The sequence below is a fragment of the Acinetobacter sp. SwsAc6 genome (genome assembly GCF_013391565.1).
In the GTDB taxonomy this organism is placed as follows: Bacteria; Pseudomonadota; Gammaproteobacteria; order Pseudomonadales; family Moraxellaceae; genus Acinetobacter; species Acinetobacter cumulans.
Genome location: NZ_JACAXE010000025.1, coordinates 1 through 14223 on the forward strand (window position 1 = coordinate 1; position 14223 = coordinate 14223).

Genomic DNA, 14223 nt, shown 5'->3' on the forward strand with positions numbered 1-14223 from the left:
CTTCCCGAACTCAGAAGTGAAACCTCTTAGCGCTGATGGTAGTGTGGGGTTACCCATGTGAGAGTAAGTCATCGCCAGCTCATTATTCGAAACACCCCCTGACTAGTGCAGGGGGTGTTTTTTTATGTGTGAAAATCAAAAAATTTATGGAAACAAGAAATAAAATCATAACGATTAAAAGTAAACCAGGTTCTATATAAGGTTATTCCAGTGCTTATGAAATAATAATGATTTTTTTGATTACGGTTATAGTAATAATTGGTGTCTCAAGTGGTAGGTGTTGAGCTGGTAGAATTTGGCATTATGCAGACATTATTGAGTTTTAATATTTATGTTTTATTTAAATTAATATTTAATATCATGTATTTAATTATAATTTTTCTGAATTATATAAAAGTACATCCTGTGTTATTTTTGTATGTTTTTTAATAAAAGTATGCTATAAAAAATAAAACGGCATAAAAATTGCTTATAACACGCGGTATTTATATAGGAAAAAAAAGATGAAGTTATCGGTTGGATTAAAAGTTGCAAACTCCCTGTCGCTTACGCCTCAGTTGCAGCAAGCCATTCGTTTACTTCAACTTTCAAGTCTAGAACTAGAACAAGAGATCCAAGTTCAACTCGATAGTAATCCTTTACTTGAAAAAGTAGAAGAGCAATCAACGGTTGAAAGTTTAAGCACTTTGCAGGAATTGGAACAAGATCGGAAAGATTTAACCAATGAACTCAATGCTGATCACTTACCTGATGATTTACCCGTAGATACAGATTGGGATGATGTCTATACCCATCAATCTACGAGTTTAGGCACGCCTGAGTTTGAGGAGCGTGAAGACAATCGACAAGGGCATCAGGGCTTACAAGCACACATGCTTGAACAAGTGAATTTATTACATTTCTCGGTCGTTGATCGCTTAATTGCACATTGCATTATTGATGCTTTAGATGACAAAGGTTTTTTAGATTGTGATATTGCTGAGATTACGACGTCTGTGCAACATCTACTCGATAGTATGGATTACGACGAAGAAATTGAAGATGATGAAGTTGTTGTGGTGTTAAAACATATTCAGCGCTTAGATCCGATTGGGATTGGTTCACGTAATCTTGCGGAATGTCTTACGATACAGTTAGAAAGTTTGTCAGAAACAACGCTTTATCGTAGAGAAGCTTTGCTGTTAATGAAGCATTATGAGCTGTTGATTAGTAACGAATTACCAAAACTCATTAAACAAACTGGTTTAAATCAAGAGGAATTAAAAGATGCTGTATGTTTATTAAAAACACTTAAAGCCCATCCAGGTATAGAGTTTGAAAATAAAGATTCAGACTATCAGATTCCAGATGTAGTGGTTATGAAGAAGAATGATCACTGGTTTGTGCAGTTGAACCCCGATGTTATGCCAAAGTTAAGGGTTAATTCTTTTTATGCAAATATGATTAAACGTGCTGATCAAAGCGATGATAATCAATATTTACGTAATCAAATGTTGGAAGCTAAAAACTTTATTAAGAGTGTAGATGAGCGGCATAAAACTTTGTTGAAAGTCGCTACATGTATTGTGCAGCATCAGCGGGCTTTCTTTGAAATTGGTGCAGAAGGAATGAAACCGTTGGTGCTACGTGATATTGCAGAAGAGGTTGAGTTACATGAATCGACCGTTTCACGTGTGACTACCAATAAATATATGTTAACGCCACGTGGGTTATTTGAATTGAAATACTTTTTTTCAAGCCATGTGGGAACAACGTCTGGTGGTGAGGCATCATCTACAGCAATTCGGGCTAAAATTAAAAAAATGGTTGCTGAAGAAAATATACGTAAGCCTTTGTCTGATAATGCGATTGCAATTTTATTAAAGGAAGAAGGTATTGATGTTGCACGTCGTACTGTGGCGAAATATCGCGAGTCGTTACATATTCCCTCATCTTCTGAAAGAAAAGTCTTGATCTGATTTTTAAAATCTGACTATTCTAGAGGTTCATTATGACGAAATAATGAACCTTTTTTTATTTTAGGAGCAGTGAATGTGATTTGATTAATGAATGTAGATTGGTGGTATTGATCAAATGGCTTTGCTGTGACTTTCTTATCCTGTAAAGAAGGCGAGGGATAGAATTATGCAAATTACAATTCGCGGTCATCATCTCAGTATTACACCAGCCATTGAACAAGCTATTCGTTCGAAATTTGCTGAAATGACCAAACATTTAGATCAGGTCAACAGTATGCAAGTGAAGTTAACCAAAGATCATCAAGTTGATAAGCGCTCGAAAAAAGGAAGTTCAAATCATATTGCTGAAGCTATAATTCGTATACCTGGGGCTGAGTTATTTGCTCAAGCAAGTGGGGATGATATGTATTCTTCCATTAAAAAATTGACAGAAAAATTGAAAAGACAGTTACATAAGCATCGAAAAATGCAGTTAGATTACCTACCTTTGGCTATTTAGCCTATATAAACAACAAAAAGAGGTTCGAAAGAGCCTCTTTTTTTATATATATATTGTATGAGACTAATGAATTATTTTTTTTATTTATAGTAAAATGGCAGGTTTTACACCGTTAGTCCTATAAGAGGTCTTGTGATGAATAGTGAACAGCTCACTGATATTTTGAAAGCTGCGTTTCCTGAAGCTGAAGTTGCAGTAAGTGGGCAGGGCGGTAAATTTGATCTACGTGTTGTCGATGATCAATTCGAAGGTAAGCGCCCCGTTGCTCGTCAGCAATCTGTTTATGCACCATTGAACTCTTATATTGCCAGTGGTGAAGTTCATGCAGTAACAATTCGCGCAATGACCAAAGAAGAATGGCGTAAAGCAAGCTTATTCGGAGCTTAATAGATTAATGGATAAATTTTTAATTCAGGGCGGCGTTACGCTCGAAGGTAAAGTGCGAATTTCTGGTGCAAAAAATGCAGCACTTCCACTTTTGGCAGCGATGATTTTAGCTGAAACGCCAATTACGCTTAAAAATGTACCAAATTTAAAAGACGTAAACACTTTAGTGAAATTGATTGCAGGTCTAGGTATTACTATGACTTATGAAGGGGATACTGTTGTTGCAGATACCTCTACATTAAACAATCAATTTGCACCATATGAACTCGTAAAAACCATGCGTGCATCTATTTTGGTGCTTGGCCCATTATTGGCGCGCTACGGTAGTGCACAAGTATCTTTGCCTGGTGGTTGTGCAATTGGCTCCCGTCCAGTTGATCAACACTTAAAAGCCTTAGAAGCTTTAGGTGCTGAAATTGTGGTTGATGCAGGTTATGTTCATGCCAAAGTGGATGGTCGCTTAAAAGGTGGCGAAGTTATCTTTGATATGGTGACTGTGGGTGGCACTGAAAATATTTTAATGGCAGCGGTATTGGCGGATGGCGTAACAACGATTCGTAATGCAGCGCGTGAACCTGAAATTACCGACCTTGCGCAAATGTTGATTGCTATGGGTGCAAAAATTGAAGGTTTAGATACCGATACCTTAGTGGTTACTGGTGTTGAAAGCTTGCATGGTTGTGAGTACTCTGTGGTTGCAGACCGTATTGAAACTGGGTCATATTTAGCAGCTGCAGCCATTACGGGCGGTCGTGTTAAAACGACACATACTGATCCGAATCTAATGGAAGCGGTATTAGACAAGTTTGAAGAAATGGGTGCAGAAGTTACACGTGGTGACGACTGGATCGAACTTGATATGATGGGTAAGCGTCCAAAAGCTGTAAGCTTCCGTACCTTGCCTCATCCAGAATTTCCAACAGATATGCAAGCACAAATCATGGCGGTCAATGCGATCGGTCGTGGTTTTGCAACAATTTCTGAAACGATTTTTGAAAACCGTTTTATGCATGTACCTGAATTAGCACGTATGGGCGCAAATATTCAGGTCGAAGGTAATGATGCTGTTGTTACAGGTGTAGAAAAACTTTCTGCTGCACCAGTCATGGCAACAGATTTACGTGCTTCTTTCTCTTTAGTTTTAGCTGCACTAGCTGCTGATGGAGAAACCTTAATTGACCGTATTTATCATATTGATCGCGGTTATGAAGATGTAGAAGCAAAATTACAAGGTTTAGGCGCCCAAATTAAGCGAGTAAGTTAATGAGCGATATGAGAAACGATGATCCGAACTTTGACGTAATGGGCAATTTTGATCATGGTTTAACTTTAGCGTTAAGTAAGGGGCGTATCTTAAAAGAAACGTTACCTTTGCTTGAAACGGCAGGGATTAATCTTTTAGAAGATCCTGACAAGTCTCGTAAATTAATTTTCCCTACCACCCATAAGCATGTACGTATTTTAATTTTACGTGCTTCGGATGTACCTACTTATGTAGAAAATGGTGCAGCCGATATTGGTGTGGCGGGTAAAGATGTGCTCATGGAGCATGGTGCACAAAATGTCTATGAACCCCTCGATTTGAAAATTGCGGTTTGTAAACTCATGACTGCAGGCAAAGTTGGCATGGAGCGTCCACAAGGTCGTTTAAAAATTGCCACTAAGTACGTGAATTTAACACGTCAATACTATGCAAGCTTAGGTGAGCAAGTAGATGTCATCAAATTGTATGGTTCAATGGAACTTGCACCATTGGTTGGATTGGGTCATTACATTGTAGACGTTGTGGATACAGGGAATACCTTACGTGCAAATGGTCTGGAGCCACTTGAAGAAATTTGTAAAGTGTCTTCACGTTTAATCGTGAATAAGGCAAGTTTCAAACGTAAGCAACAATTGCTTAATCCAATTCTTGCACAGCTTGAAAAAGCCGTGGAAGCACGTGAAAAAGCAAAAAATGCTTAAGTGATCTGTAGCGATAAAAAGCAAAAACCGCCTATAAGGCGGTTTTTGCTTTTTAGTGGTGATGAAAGTAAAGCTGGATGCTTTGCCAATTTTGATAAAAGTTATTTTCAATTAAACCATGGGTAGCAAATTCAGTTTATTGCCGACAAAGCTCACTAAAACAGGTAAACTAAAGTTTTCCAATACATTACCTAGTGGGTAAATTGATGCGACGTTTATCGACTCAAGATCAGAACTTCAAGCAAGCTTTTGCTGACTTGTTAGCTTTTGAAACTGTGAATGATCCAGAACTTTTAAAAACCGTTGACCAAATTATTGCTGATGTTCGTCAGCATGGCGACGCTCATGTACTTAAGCTCACACAGCAGTTCGATCGACATCCAGCGCATCAATTTTCAGACTTAGAGCTCAGCCAAGCACAGCTCAAAGCGGCATTTGATAGTTTAAGCACAGAGGTGCGCGAAGCTTTAGAAATGGCAGCGAATCGTGTGCGTGAGTTCCATCAAGCACAAAAACAAGACGGTTGGACTTATGTAGATGCCTTGGGCAATACCTTGGGTCAAAAAGTGACACCGCTTGACCGTGTAGGCATTTATGTCCCTGGTGGTTTGGCTTCATATCCATCTTCAGTATTAATGAATGCAGTACCCGCACATGTTGCAGGCGTGCCTGAAATTATTATGGTAGTGCCAGCACCGAATGGTGAATTAAATCCATTGGTATTGGCGGCGGCTTATTTAGCAGGTGTATCTCGTGTCTTTACCATTGGTGGAGCACAAGCGGTTGTTGCTTTAGCGTATGGCACAGAAACCATTCCAATGGTCGACAAAATTACAGGACCGGGCAACCGCTTCGTAGCTGCAGCTAAACGTGCAGTGTTTGGTCAAGTTGGTATTGATATGATTGCAGGCCCTTCTGAAATTTTAGTCTATGCAGAAGGTGAAAATAATGCTGAATGGTTAGCGATGGACTTATTGTCTCAAGCTGAACATGACACTGTGGCACAAGCCGTATTTATTACACCAGATGAACAGCTACTCAATGATGTTGCGCACTGGATTGAAAAGCATTTAGAAGCTTTGCCAAAAGCAGAAATTGCACGCACTTCAATTGAAAATCGTGGCGCATTGGTTTTGGTTAAAGACCGTGCTGAAGGTGCTGAACTGATTAACCAAGTTGCACCTGAACACTTAATGTTGTGTTTGGATGAAGCTGAATTAATGTCAGAAAGTATTCGCCATGCGGGTGCAATTTTTATGGGCCGTTATACACCAGAAGCGATTGGTGATTACTGTGCAGGTCCGAACCACGTTTTACCAACATCGGGTACCGCTCGTTTTTCATCACCATTGGGTGTTTATGATTTCCAAAAACGTTCAAGCTTAATCATGTGTTCTGAAACTGGCGTAAAAACCTTGGCAAAAACTGCAGACGTTTTAGCGCAACAAGAAAATTTGGATGCACATGCACGTTCTGCACGTTACCGTTATCAGTAAGCCATTCAAGTCACAAAATGATTAAGAAATAATTTCCCTCTCCCTAAATGTGCTTTAAAGCAAAATTTAAGGGAGTTGAGGAGAGAGGGTAATAAACTTCTCTACCTCGTCCCTAAAAGAGAGGGGAATCAAGAGAAAAGAAAATGTCGAATATTACAACTGAACAAATGCGTTTTTGGAGCCCTGAAGTACGTGAATTAGAACCGTATGTCCCAGGGGAACAACCAAAAATTCAAAATTTATTAAAGCTCAATACCAACGAAAACCCATATCCGCCATCACCAAAAGTGGTTGAAGCAGTTCAAGCTGTATTGGCGAATTCAGCAGATGCACTTCGTTTATATCCAGATCCCGATGCTTTGGCGTTGAAACAAGCGATTGCTAAACAGCAAAATGTTGCTGTTGAAAATGTCTTTGTTGGTAATGGTTCAGATGAAGTTTTGGCACATATTTTTAAAGCTTTTTTTGTGCAAGAACTCCCAATTCTTTATCCAGACATTACCTATAGTTTTTATCCTGTGTATAGCCAATTTTTCGGAATTGCCCGCAACACCAAAATTTTGCCGTTAAATGATCAATTTGAAATTGAGATTGATGATTATAAACAGCCGAATGGCGGGATTATCATTACCAATCCTAATGCACCAACCAGTATTGCATTGGGCTTATCTGCAATTGAAGAAGTATTGCAAGCAAATCCAAATTCAGTGGTGGTCATCGATGAAGCATACGTCGACTTTGGTGCGGAATCTGCGGTAAGCCTTGTGGCAAAATACGATAACTTAGTGGTGTGCCAAACTACCTCTAAATCGCGTTCATTGGCAGGCTTGCGTGTAGGTTTTACGATTGCACAGCCACATTTGATTGCCGCACTTGAAGCAGTCAAAAACAGTTTTAACTCGTATCCGATTGACCGTTTTGCGATTGCTGCTGCCGTAGCTTCATTTGAAGATCAGGCTTATTTTGAAGCGCAATGTGCCAAAGTCATCGCGAGCCGTGAGAAACTGGTTGCAGATTTAACTGAGCTTGGTTTTGAGGTTTTGCCTTCTAGTGCTAACTTTATTTTTGCGACATTAGCACAGAAAGATGCAGGTGAACTCGCTGCTGCATTGCGTGAGCAAGGCATTATTGTGCGTTACTTCAATAAGCCTCGAATCAATCAATATCTACGGATAACGATTGGTACAGATGTTGAAAACCAACGTCTAGTTGATACTTTGAAAAATCAAATTTTGGCCTAAGTGATTTTGGTTATTTAACCCCTCTGTCGTTGGTAAAGAGGGGTAGAAAAAAGCGATTCTCAATGAGTCGCTTTTTTTATTTATTCAGGTTGAAACCATGTGTTGAGCAACTTGAGTATGGCATCAACTTTGTCAAAACATTCCTGATACTCTGCTTCACAGTTTGAAGCTATGGTTATGCCACCACCGGCCCATACTGAAACATCGTGTTGATGCTTTTGGATTGAACGAATTAAGATATTCCAAGAACCTGTACCATCATCATTAAAATAGCCCATCGAACCACAATAGGCACCACGCGGTGCACCTTCCAACTCTTCAATAATTTGCATAGCGCGAATTTTGGGTGCGCCAGTGATTGAGCCACCAGGGAGGGCAGACATTAATACGTCAAATGGATTTACATCAGTTTTTAAGCGGGCTTCAATTTCACTCACCATGTGATGCACTTGATTAAAGCTTTCAATATTAAACAGCTTTGGCGTTTTTACTGTTCCTATTTCTGCATACACGCTCAGGTCATTACGTAGTAAATCTACAATCATGACGTTTTCAGCCATGTCCTTTTTAGATGCTTTGAGTGTGTTTTTAGATTCGGCATCCAGTATTGGATCTGCATAACGAGGCATAGTGCCTTTAATCGGTTTAGTTATTAATTTACGCTCCGCTTCAAAATCAATAAATAATTCTGGCGAGCAACTTAAAAGCTCAAATTCGTCGACTCTTAAATAGCCTGCATAAGGTGCATCAGTTAAATTCCATAACTGCGAGGCTGTATCTAAAAGTAAGCCAGTCGCCTTTGCTGTAAATTCTTGAGTGAGATTAATCTGATAACAGTCGCCCGCTTTAATATAATTTTGTACTTGATGAAAAGCCTGCTGGTATTGTTCAAAACTCCAGCGAGCTTGTAGTGGCTGTTGTAACTTAAAACTAGGAAGATAAATTTCTTTATTTAATAGCTCTAATAAAACTTGGTAACGTTGCTTTGCCTTAGGATGATGGCTAATGAAAGTCCATCCTTCAGCACTATATTTTAAATAGCTACTAAAGCGACCAATAAATAAGGCTGGTTGTGTTTTAGAAGCAGTTTTAACTTGTTTTGAAGCCGCAAAATCATAACCAATAAAGCCTAATAATCCACCCTGAAAACCAGAAGTTGAGTTTCTATGATCGGCTTGAAAACAGAATTCAGGCAAAGATGGAATTGACTGTGCGCTGTACGTATCTAAATTTGTTTCCTTGTAATGAAATGTTTCATTATTTTGATGAATGAAGTATTCCTCTGCGAAGAGACCAATGGTCGGTTGTGCGTGATCATTCAGATAAACAACATGGGATAATTCAGCCAAAGCAGATAGTATCTGTGTAGCAGACGAGCTGTGTTTAAGAATGAGTCGTTGATAAACAATCGGATTTTGCATAAACCTAAATGTGCATGAGGCTAAACGTGGCCATAGTGTATCTCAATGTGTTTATGAAGTATGAGTAAATACCGTTTATCGGCGAACTCTAAATTGCGACCAACGACAGTTGAACAAAAAGTGACACAGATATACTTTAATCAAGCGAGCAAACTACTCAAGGAAAGATGTAATCGCTGTCACAAAACGAATAAACAGCAGTAAGCATCGAGTGGTTGACAATCATAAAAAAATACTCTTGGGAGAGTAACAATGAAAAAATTCACTAAACTTGTTTTAGTATCTTCAATGGCAATCAGCGCAAATGCTATGGCAATGCAAGCAATGGATGATGCGGCGCTTAGCACAACTACAGGTCAAGACGGTATCAATATTGGTATTGGTATTTCAAAAATTGAAATTGAGAAACTATTTATTCATGACAATGATGGTCTTAGTTCACAAGATTCTAAAGGTCAAGATATTGCTAAAGGCTCTGCAGGTTATGGTGGTACGAGTACTGCAGGTGCAATTGTAATTAAGGGTAATGGTAAGTCTGGTGATGTTAATGAAAAGTTCGGTGTAGTAGTTACGGCTAATTATAATAGTCTATTAGCTAGTCACAACTTGGCAGATATTACAATTGATAGTGATGCTGGAACAGACGGTGCATTCTTAAATATTGGTGCTGCTGTTTCTGGTTTAAATATTAGTATTGGCGAAATTGGTGTTACAGCATCGGGTACGCAAGGAAGTGCGGTAAATGATGATGGTAAGACAAGTGCTTCATTAATTCGTCGTGGCGGTACAGCAAGCAACTATAATGCAATCTTAAGCGGACTATCACTTGTAACAGGTAAGATGGATGCTAATATTCAGATTGGCTCGGCGCCTCAAGGTGCTATGATTAAATTAAGTACAACTATGCAGGGTGGTTTGGAGATTAAGAATCTAGGCATTCTTGATAACTCAACTAATGGTGCTACTTATGCATATGATACGTCTTCAGGTTCTGCTGTTCCGGTTAAAACAAATAATCCAGGTGAAATTTTTATTGAAAGTATCAAAGTTGCAGATGCTAACTCTAAAGATTTAGCAATAAATGCAAGTGTTCGAGTATTTGATACATCGAGTAATTCTACTGATAAAAATAAAGGCTTTATCCAAATTGATAGTGCAAGTGGCCCTATTGATAACTATGTAAAAGGAATTCATTTGGGAGCACGTAATGGAGGCTCTATTGGTGATGTCGAAATTCAAGGACTACAAACATATAATACTTTAGGCGGAAAAGGTTCTACGATTACTATTAGTGGCCGTTAATCTGTTTTAGTGTTGAAAAGCGCGTGATATTCACGCGCTTTTTTTTACAAATAAAAGATGAAATACATCAAAAATATAAAAAAATAGCTGTTTTTTTTTGCAAAAAAAGGTATCTTGCAATTAGACAAGGAAGTAGAGCGTTAGCTCTAAAATAATGATAAAAGGCACATCAACTGCCGATAACTAAAAAGTTAGAAGATATGTTAGAGATAGCACTAGGCTCGGCATTGATGTATTACTTTGCCAAAGAGTCATTTGATATAAAACAAAAGCCAGCCGGAGCAGTGTATTACACTGAAACTCTCGATTCACGAAATGATTCATTTACCCGTATGCACCGTGAAACGGTAAAAATTAAACCTGCAGTTGAAGACCAATTTCGTGGCATTGTCCGTCAAGCCTACGACTATAGCTGTGGTTCGGCTGCTTTAACGACTTTATTAAATGGCTATGTTGGTGCCAAATTAACTGAACAACAAACCATGAATGGTTTATTGAAATTTGGTGAAACAGAAAAAATTGTAGAACGTCGTAGTTTCTCATTGCTTGATATGAAACGCTTTGTAGGAGCATTAGGCCTAGAAAGTGGTGGTTATCGCGGAGAGTTTACCGATTTGGTGAAACAAGGCGAACCTGCAATTGTGCCTATTTCTTATGCGGGATTTAAGCACTTTGTCGTGTTTAAGGGCTATAAAAACGGCCGTGTGTATGTGGCTGATCCAGCATTGGGCAACATTAGTTTTGACGAAACTCGATTTAAAGAAATTTGGGAAAACAACACACTTTTTTTAATTAATGTTGCACCTGATAAACGTCAAAGTATGTTGGCATTAAATGAAGCTGATATGCGACATGTTGATGATGCAACTGTCAATCGCTATGCATTTGTAGATTTACAATACCCTCAGTTTTATATGGATAAAATTGCAGATAAAGCATCGACAATTCGACTTGATAAAAATATGAATGAATCGTCGGAAAATTATGGGCAGTCGAACTATAACTTCTTGAGACTTTACTACAAGAATAAGTAAGGCCAGAACTTAAGTTATAAACAGATTAAAAAAATAAAAAGCGGTGGTATGGAAAATGAACAGTAAATGGATGAACAAAACCTTATTGGCAGTCAGCGTGCAAATGTTGATGGGGGTTGCTTATGCAAATGAACCCGCTTTGGGTGGGTATGATGCTGTTGAGGAGCAGGCAGTAGCAGCTGAGGATACAACACTGGGAGGGTATGATAGTGTTGATGAAACATCTACAGCATCAGCTGAGCCGGTTGAGCAAACCGAAGCACCACAAGAGCCAGCCCCAGTAGCACAAGAGCAAGCACCAGCAAAAAACTCAGATGCTTCTGCAGCGCTTCAAAAGCAAGAAGGTGATGCAACGCAAGAGGCAAACCTTCAAGAAGTATTTACGTCCAATGAGCGCCAATACTCCTTAATCAAAAAAGGCGAAATTTCTTCGTATTACGATATTGATTATACGTATTATCGTGATACACAGCTTGATATGGAAATGGCAGAAGGTCAACTGTATCAACTGCGCGTGCAAGAAAATGCAACGCACTCAATGACCAACACCTTTACTTTTCAATATGGTATTCGTGATAACTTAACTTTCACAGCTTCATTACCATTAGTGACCAAAACGGATCTTTTGAAAGACACGTCAACAGCTGGTTTAGGTGATATTGCCTTAGGTGCTCGTTGGGAACCATTTCCTTTAAAAGCTGGTCGTTTACCACTGATTCTATTTGGTAATTTATCGACCAAAACGGGTGATAGCCCGTACGAAGTAAATGCCACCAATGACCTAGCGACAGGTAAGGGCTATTACTCTGCTGGGGTGGGTGCAAGTACACGTAAATATATTGATCCAGTAGTGTTGTTTGCCTCTGTTTCTGCGAACTATGGTTTTAAAGAAACAGGCTTAAATCAACGTCGTGGTACACGAGTCATTACTGATTTTGAACCAGGTATTAGCGGTGGCTTTGCTTTTGGTTTTGCGTACTCATTTAACTACGATGTGTCTTTGACTATGTCGTATCAACAAAGCTTTAATACTGGATCAGAATTCACTTATAGCAGTGGAGAATCATATTCTCCAGCAGATCAAACCAGTTCAACACTGGCATTTTCTTTAGGCGTGCGTGTTTCCCCAGATACGATTGTGAATGGTACAGTTGGTTTGGGTTTAACAGAAGATGCGCCAGATGTTTCATTGGGTCTTTCATTCCCGCTTGATATTTTAGGTTTCGGCAAGAAGCTCCGCTAAGAGGGTGTCCGTATGAACTATGTTCGACTGCGTCCACTCGTTAGCGCGATAATTTTAACGGGATGTTCCAGTGCTGCATTTGCACAGCTTGGAACAAACTTATCGGTAGATGTGCGTTCACTGGCTTTGGGTAATGCTGTCACGGCAGATCCACCAGGAATTAGTGCAGTACATTTTAACCCAGCAGCACTGACTAAAATTGAAGGCCTACAGACTGACCTTCAGGGAATTGTTGCTAATTTTGATATTCAACGTGAGTTTTCAGTTCCAGCGGGTTACAACGTTTTTGGTTATTCAGATGACCCAATGGTTTGTAATGATGGACCAGAAGTAGCTGCCGATCTATGTACAGATTTTAAAGGCACAGTTAACGGGAATGTGGAATATGCAAGTTTGTATGTTCCAGGCCTTAAGAAAATGGTGGATTTGGGACCTGGAACACCTGTCGCTGCTCCAACTGCGGGTATTGCATATAACCCACCAGGTTCTAAAGCGACATTTGCTACAGCAATTTATGCACCTTTAATTGCAGGTTTTGGTGCTGAAAATGGCAACCCTGGTAATTATATGGGGCAGCAGGTTGCTCTAGAGCGTATTACCTATTTATCTCCAACGATGGCTTATCAAGTCAATGATGAATTATCGATTGGTGGTGGTATTGGAATGTCTTACCAAGCAATCGCATTGAAAACGGATTTGCGTTTTCCAAATGAATTGATTGGTATGCTTCGTATGATTGACGAAGTTGTTTGTACGCCTTTTAAAAATAATTCAGACATTATTACGGATATTTTGTTGCTCGGGATGTGTAATGCTCAAGAGGGCATGAATCCGTTTAATAAATTTGGTCAGATGCAGTTGGCTGTTGAGCAGTCATTGAGCCCAAGCTATAACTTGGGTGTACTTTGGGAACCAAGAGAAGACTTTAGTTTTGGTCTCGTGTATCAAAGTGCGGCCAAGATGCGTTTGAAAGGTAAGTATTACATTGAAAATGGTAATGCATCGCAAGAGTTAATTAAAGGTTTAATGTCTTCACCGACAGGGCAAATTTTAGCGGCGATTTTAGGCTTCCCATCGGCTGTCCCAGCTGTTGAATCTGGCTTGGTGTCTATAGATTTTGAATATCCTGCGCACATGCAAGCGGGTATTAAATACAAAATCATGCCTGATCTACAAGTCAATTTTGACGTTGGGTGGACTGATTATAGTGCTTGGGATAAGTTTGCTTTTGAGTTTGATCGTCAAATTTCAGCACTTAAAATTGCAAAATTATTGTCTTCAGATATTGGTGATACGTCCTTAGCTTTACCTCTAGTCTTTAAATCGCCTTGGAATTTTGGCATTGGACTTGAATACTCAGCAACAGATCGTTTAAAGCTTCGTGCAGGTTATGAACCACGGACCAGTTCGATTCCTGATGGGAAGCGTAATACGATGGTTCCAATTAACGGGGCACAATTATTCGGTTTAGGTGTGGGCTACCGTTTTGATGCTGATACAGACTTGGACTTGTCTATTGGTTTCTTACGCAGTCGCGATAGTATTCCTGCAAACACTAGTAGCTTGGCTAACCAAACTGGGGTAAATAATATTTTATTAAACCCTTATGCTGGTTTAAACGTGAAGACAGATACCAAAATTACTATTTTAGGATTGAACTATAGAACACGATGGTAG

At 39.3% G+C, this 14223-nt stretch carries 12 protein-coding genes; 11 read left to right on the plus strand and 1 reads right to left on the minus strand.

Features of this window, described 5'->3' with window-relative positions; translation table 11 throughout:
- Positions 1 to 503 precede the first annotated feature (503 nt).
- The 7 genes from HYG93_RS14470 to hisC all read left to right on the plus strand — a co-directional run bounded on the left by HYG93_RS14470 (position 504) and on the right by hisC (position 7546).
- Positions 504 to 1958, plus strand: a complete 1455-nt coding sequence (locus HYG93_RS14470; RefSeq protein WP_106986021.1) for an RNA polymerase factor sigma-54 — start codon at positions 504 to 506, stop codon at positions 1956 to 1958.
- Between the two features lie 166 nt (positions 1959 to 2124).
- Entirely contained in the window at positions 2125 to 2457 is a 333-nt protein-coding gene (gene hpf, locus HYG93_RS14475) for a ribosome hibernation-promoting factor, HPF/YfiA family (RefSeq protein ID WP_106986020.1), read from the plus strand.
- Positions 2458 to 2592: 135 nt separating this feature from the next.
- Positions 2593 to 2844, plus strand: coding sequence for a BolA family iron metabolism protein IbaG (gene ibaG, locus HYG93_RS14480; RefSeq protein ID WP_106986019.1), 252 nt, complete (start codon positions 2593 to 2595; stop codon positions 2842 to 2844).
- 7 nt (positions 2845 to 2851) lie between these two features.
- Positions 2852 to 4108 carry a UDP-N-acetylglucosamine 1-carboxyvinyltransferase gene (murA, locus tag HYG93_RS14485; protein WP_178962574.1) on the plus strand — a complete coding sequence of 419 codons (1257 nt, stop codon included), beginning with the start codon at positions 2852 to 2854 and terminating at the stop codon, positions 4106 to 4108.
- The gene (gene hisG / locus HYG93_RS14490; protein WP_106986017.1) at positions 4108 to 4809 is read left to right on the plus strand and encodes an ATP phosphoribosyltransferase; all 702 of its coding nucleotides are present in this window, start codon (positions 4108 to 4110) and stop codon (positions 4807 to 4809) included. The genes murA and hisG overlap by 1 nt, the downstream gene beginning before the upstream one ends.
- A 194-nt stretch (positions 4810 to 5003) precedes the next feature.
- On the plus strand, positions 5004 to 6305 hold the full coding sequence (gene hisD, locus HYG93_RS14495) for a histidinol dehydrogenase (RefSeq protein ID WP_178962575.1): 1302 nt from the start codon (positions 5004 to 5006) through the stop codon (positions 6303 to 6305).
- Positions 6306 to 6448: 143 nt separating this feature from the next.
- A complete protein-coding gene (gene hisC, locus HYG93_RS14500) occupies positions 6449 to 7546 on the plus strand; it encodes a histidinol-phosphate transaminase (RefSeq protein ID WP_178962576.1) in 1098 nt (365 codons plus the stop codon).
- Between the two features lie 80 nt (positions 7547 to 7626).
- On the opposite strand, the gene HYG93_RS14505 is transcribed toward hisC, so the two are convergent.
- Positions 7627 to 8967 (minus strand): anthranilate synthase component I family protein, encoded by a 1341-nt coding sequence (locus tag HYG93_RS14505; protein WP_178962577.1) that lies wholly within the window; start codon positions 8965 to 8967, stop codon positions 7627 to 7629.
- A gap of 252 nt (positions 8968 to 9219) precedes the next feature.
- Between HYG93_RS14505 and HYG93_RS14510 the strand changes: the two genes are divergently transcribed.
- The 4 genes from HYG93_RS14510 to HYG93_RS14525 all read left to right on the plus strand — a co-directional run bounded on the left by HYG93_RS14510 (position 9220) and on the right by HYG93_RS14525 (position 14223).
- Positions 9220 to 10269, plus strand: coding sequence for a DUF6160 family protein (locus HYG93_RS14510; RefSeq protein ID WP_117008065.1), 1050 nt, complete (start codon positions 9220 to 9222; stop codon positions 10267 to 10269).
- A 200-nt stretch (positions 10270 to 10469) separates the two neighbouring features.
- Positions 10470 to 11303 carry a C39 family peptidase gene (locus tag HYG93_RS14515; RefSeq protein ID WP_106986012.1) on the plus strand — a complete coding sequence of 278 codons (834 nt, stop codon included), beginning with the start codon at positions 10470 to 10472 and terminating at the stop codon, positions 11301 to 11303.
- A 55-nt stretch (positions 11304 to 11358) separates the two neighbouring features.
- Entirely contained in the window at positions 11359 to 12546 is a 1188-nt protein-coding gene (locus tag HYG93_RS14520) for a hypothetical protein (protein ID WP_117008064.1), read from the plus strand.
- A 12-nt stretch (positions 12547 to 12558) separates the two neighbouring features.
- Positions 12559 to 14223, plus strand: coding sequence for an OmpP1/FadL family transporter (locus tag HYG93_RS14525; RefSeq protein ID WP_106986010.1), 1665 nt, complete (start codon positions 12559 to 12561; stop codon positions 14221 to 14223).

Coding starts and splice junctions, on each gene's coding strand:
- HYG93_RS14520 (WP_117008064.1), top strand. CDS start 11,359: ATGAACAGTAAATGGATGAACAAAACCTTATTGGCAGTCAGCGTGCAA.
- hpf (WP_106986020.1), top strand. CDS start 2,125: ATGCAAATTACAATTCGCGGTCATCATCTCAGTATTACACCAGCCATT.
- HYG93_RS14470 (WP_106986021.1), top strand. CDS start 504: ATGAAGTTATCGGTTGGATTAAAAGTTGCAAACTCCCTGTCGCTTACG.
- HYG93_RS14525 (WP_106986010.1), top strand. CDS start 12,559: ATGAACTATGTTCGACTGCGTCCACTCGTTAGCGCGATAATTTTAACG.
- ibaG (WP_106986019.1), top strand. CDS start 2,593: ATGAATAGTGAACAGCTCACTGATATTTTGAAAGCTGCGTTTCCTGAA.
- hisG (WP_106986017.1), top strand. CDS start 4,108: ATGAGCGATATGAGAAACGATGATCCGAACTTTGACGTAATGGGCAAT.
- murA (WP_178962574.1), top strand. CDS start 2,852: ATGGATAAATTTTTAATTCAGGGCGGCGTTACGCTCGAAGGTAAAGTG.
- HYG93_RS14510 (WP_117008065.1), top strand. CDS start 9,220: ATGAAAAAATTCACTAAACTTGTTTTAGTATCTTCAATGGCAATCAGC.
- hisC (WP_178962576.1), top strand. CDS start 6,449: ATGTCGAATATTACAACTGAACAAATGCGTTTTTGGAGCCCTGAAGTA.
- HYG93_RS14505 (WP_178962577.1), bottom strand. CDS start 8,967: ATGCAAAATCCGATTGTTTATCAACGACTCATTCTTAAACACAGCTCG.
- HYG93_RS14515 (WP_106986012.1), top strand. CDS start 10,470: ATGTTAGAGATAGCACTAGGCTCGGCATTGATGTATTACTTTGCCAAA.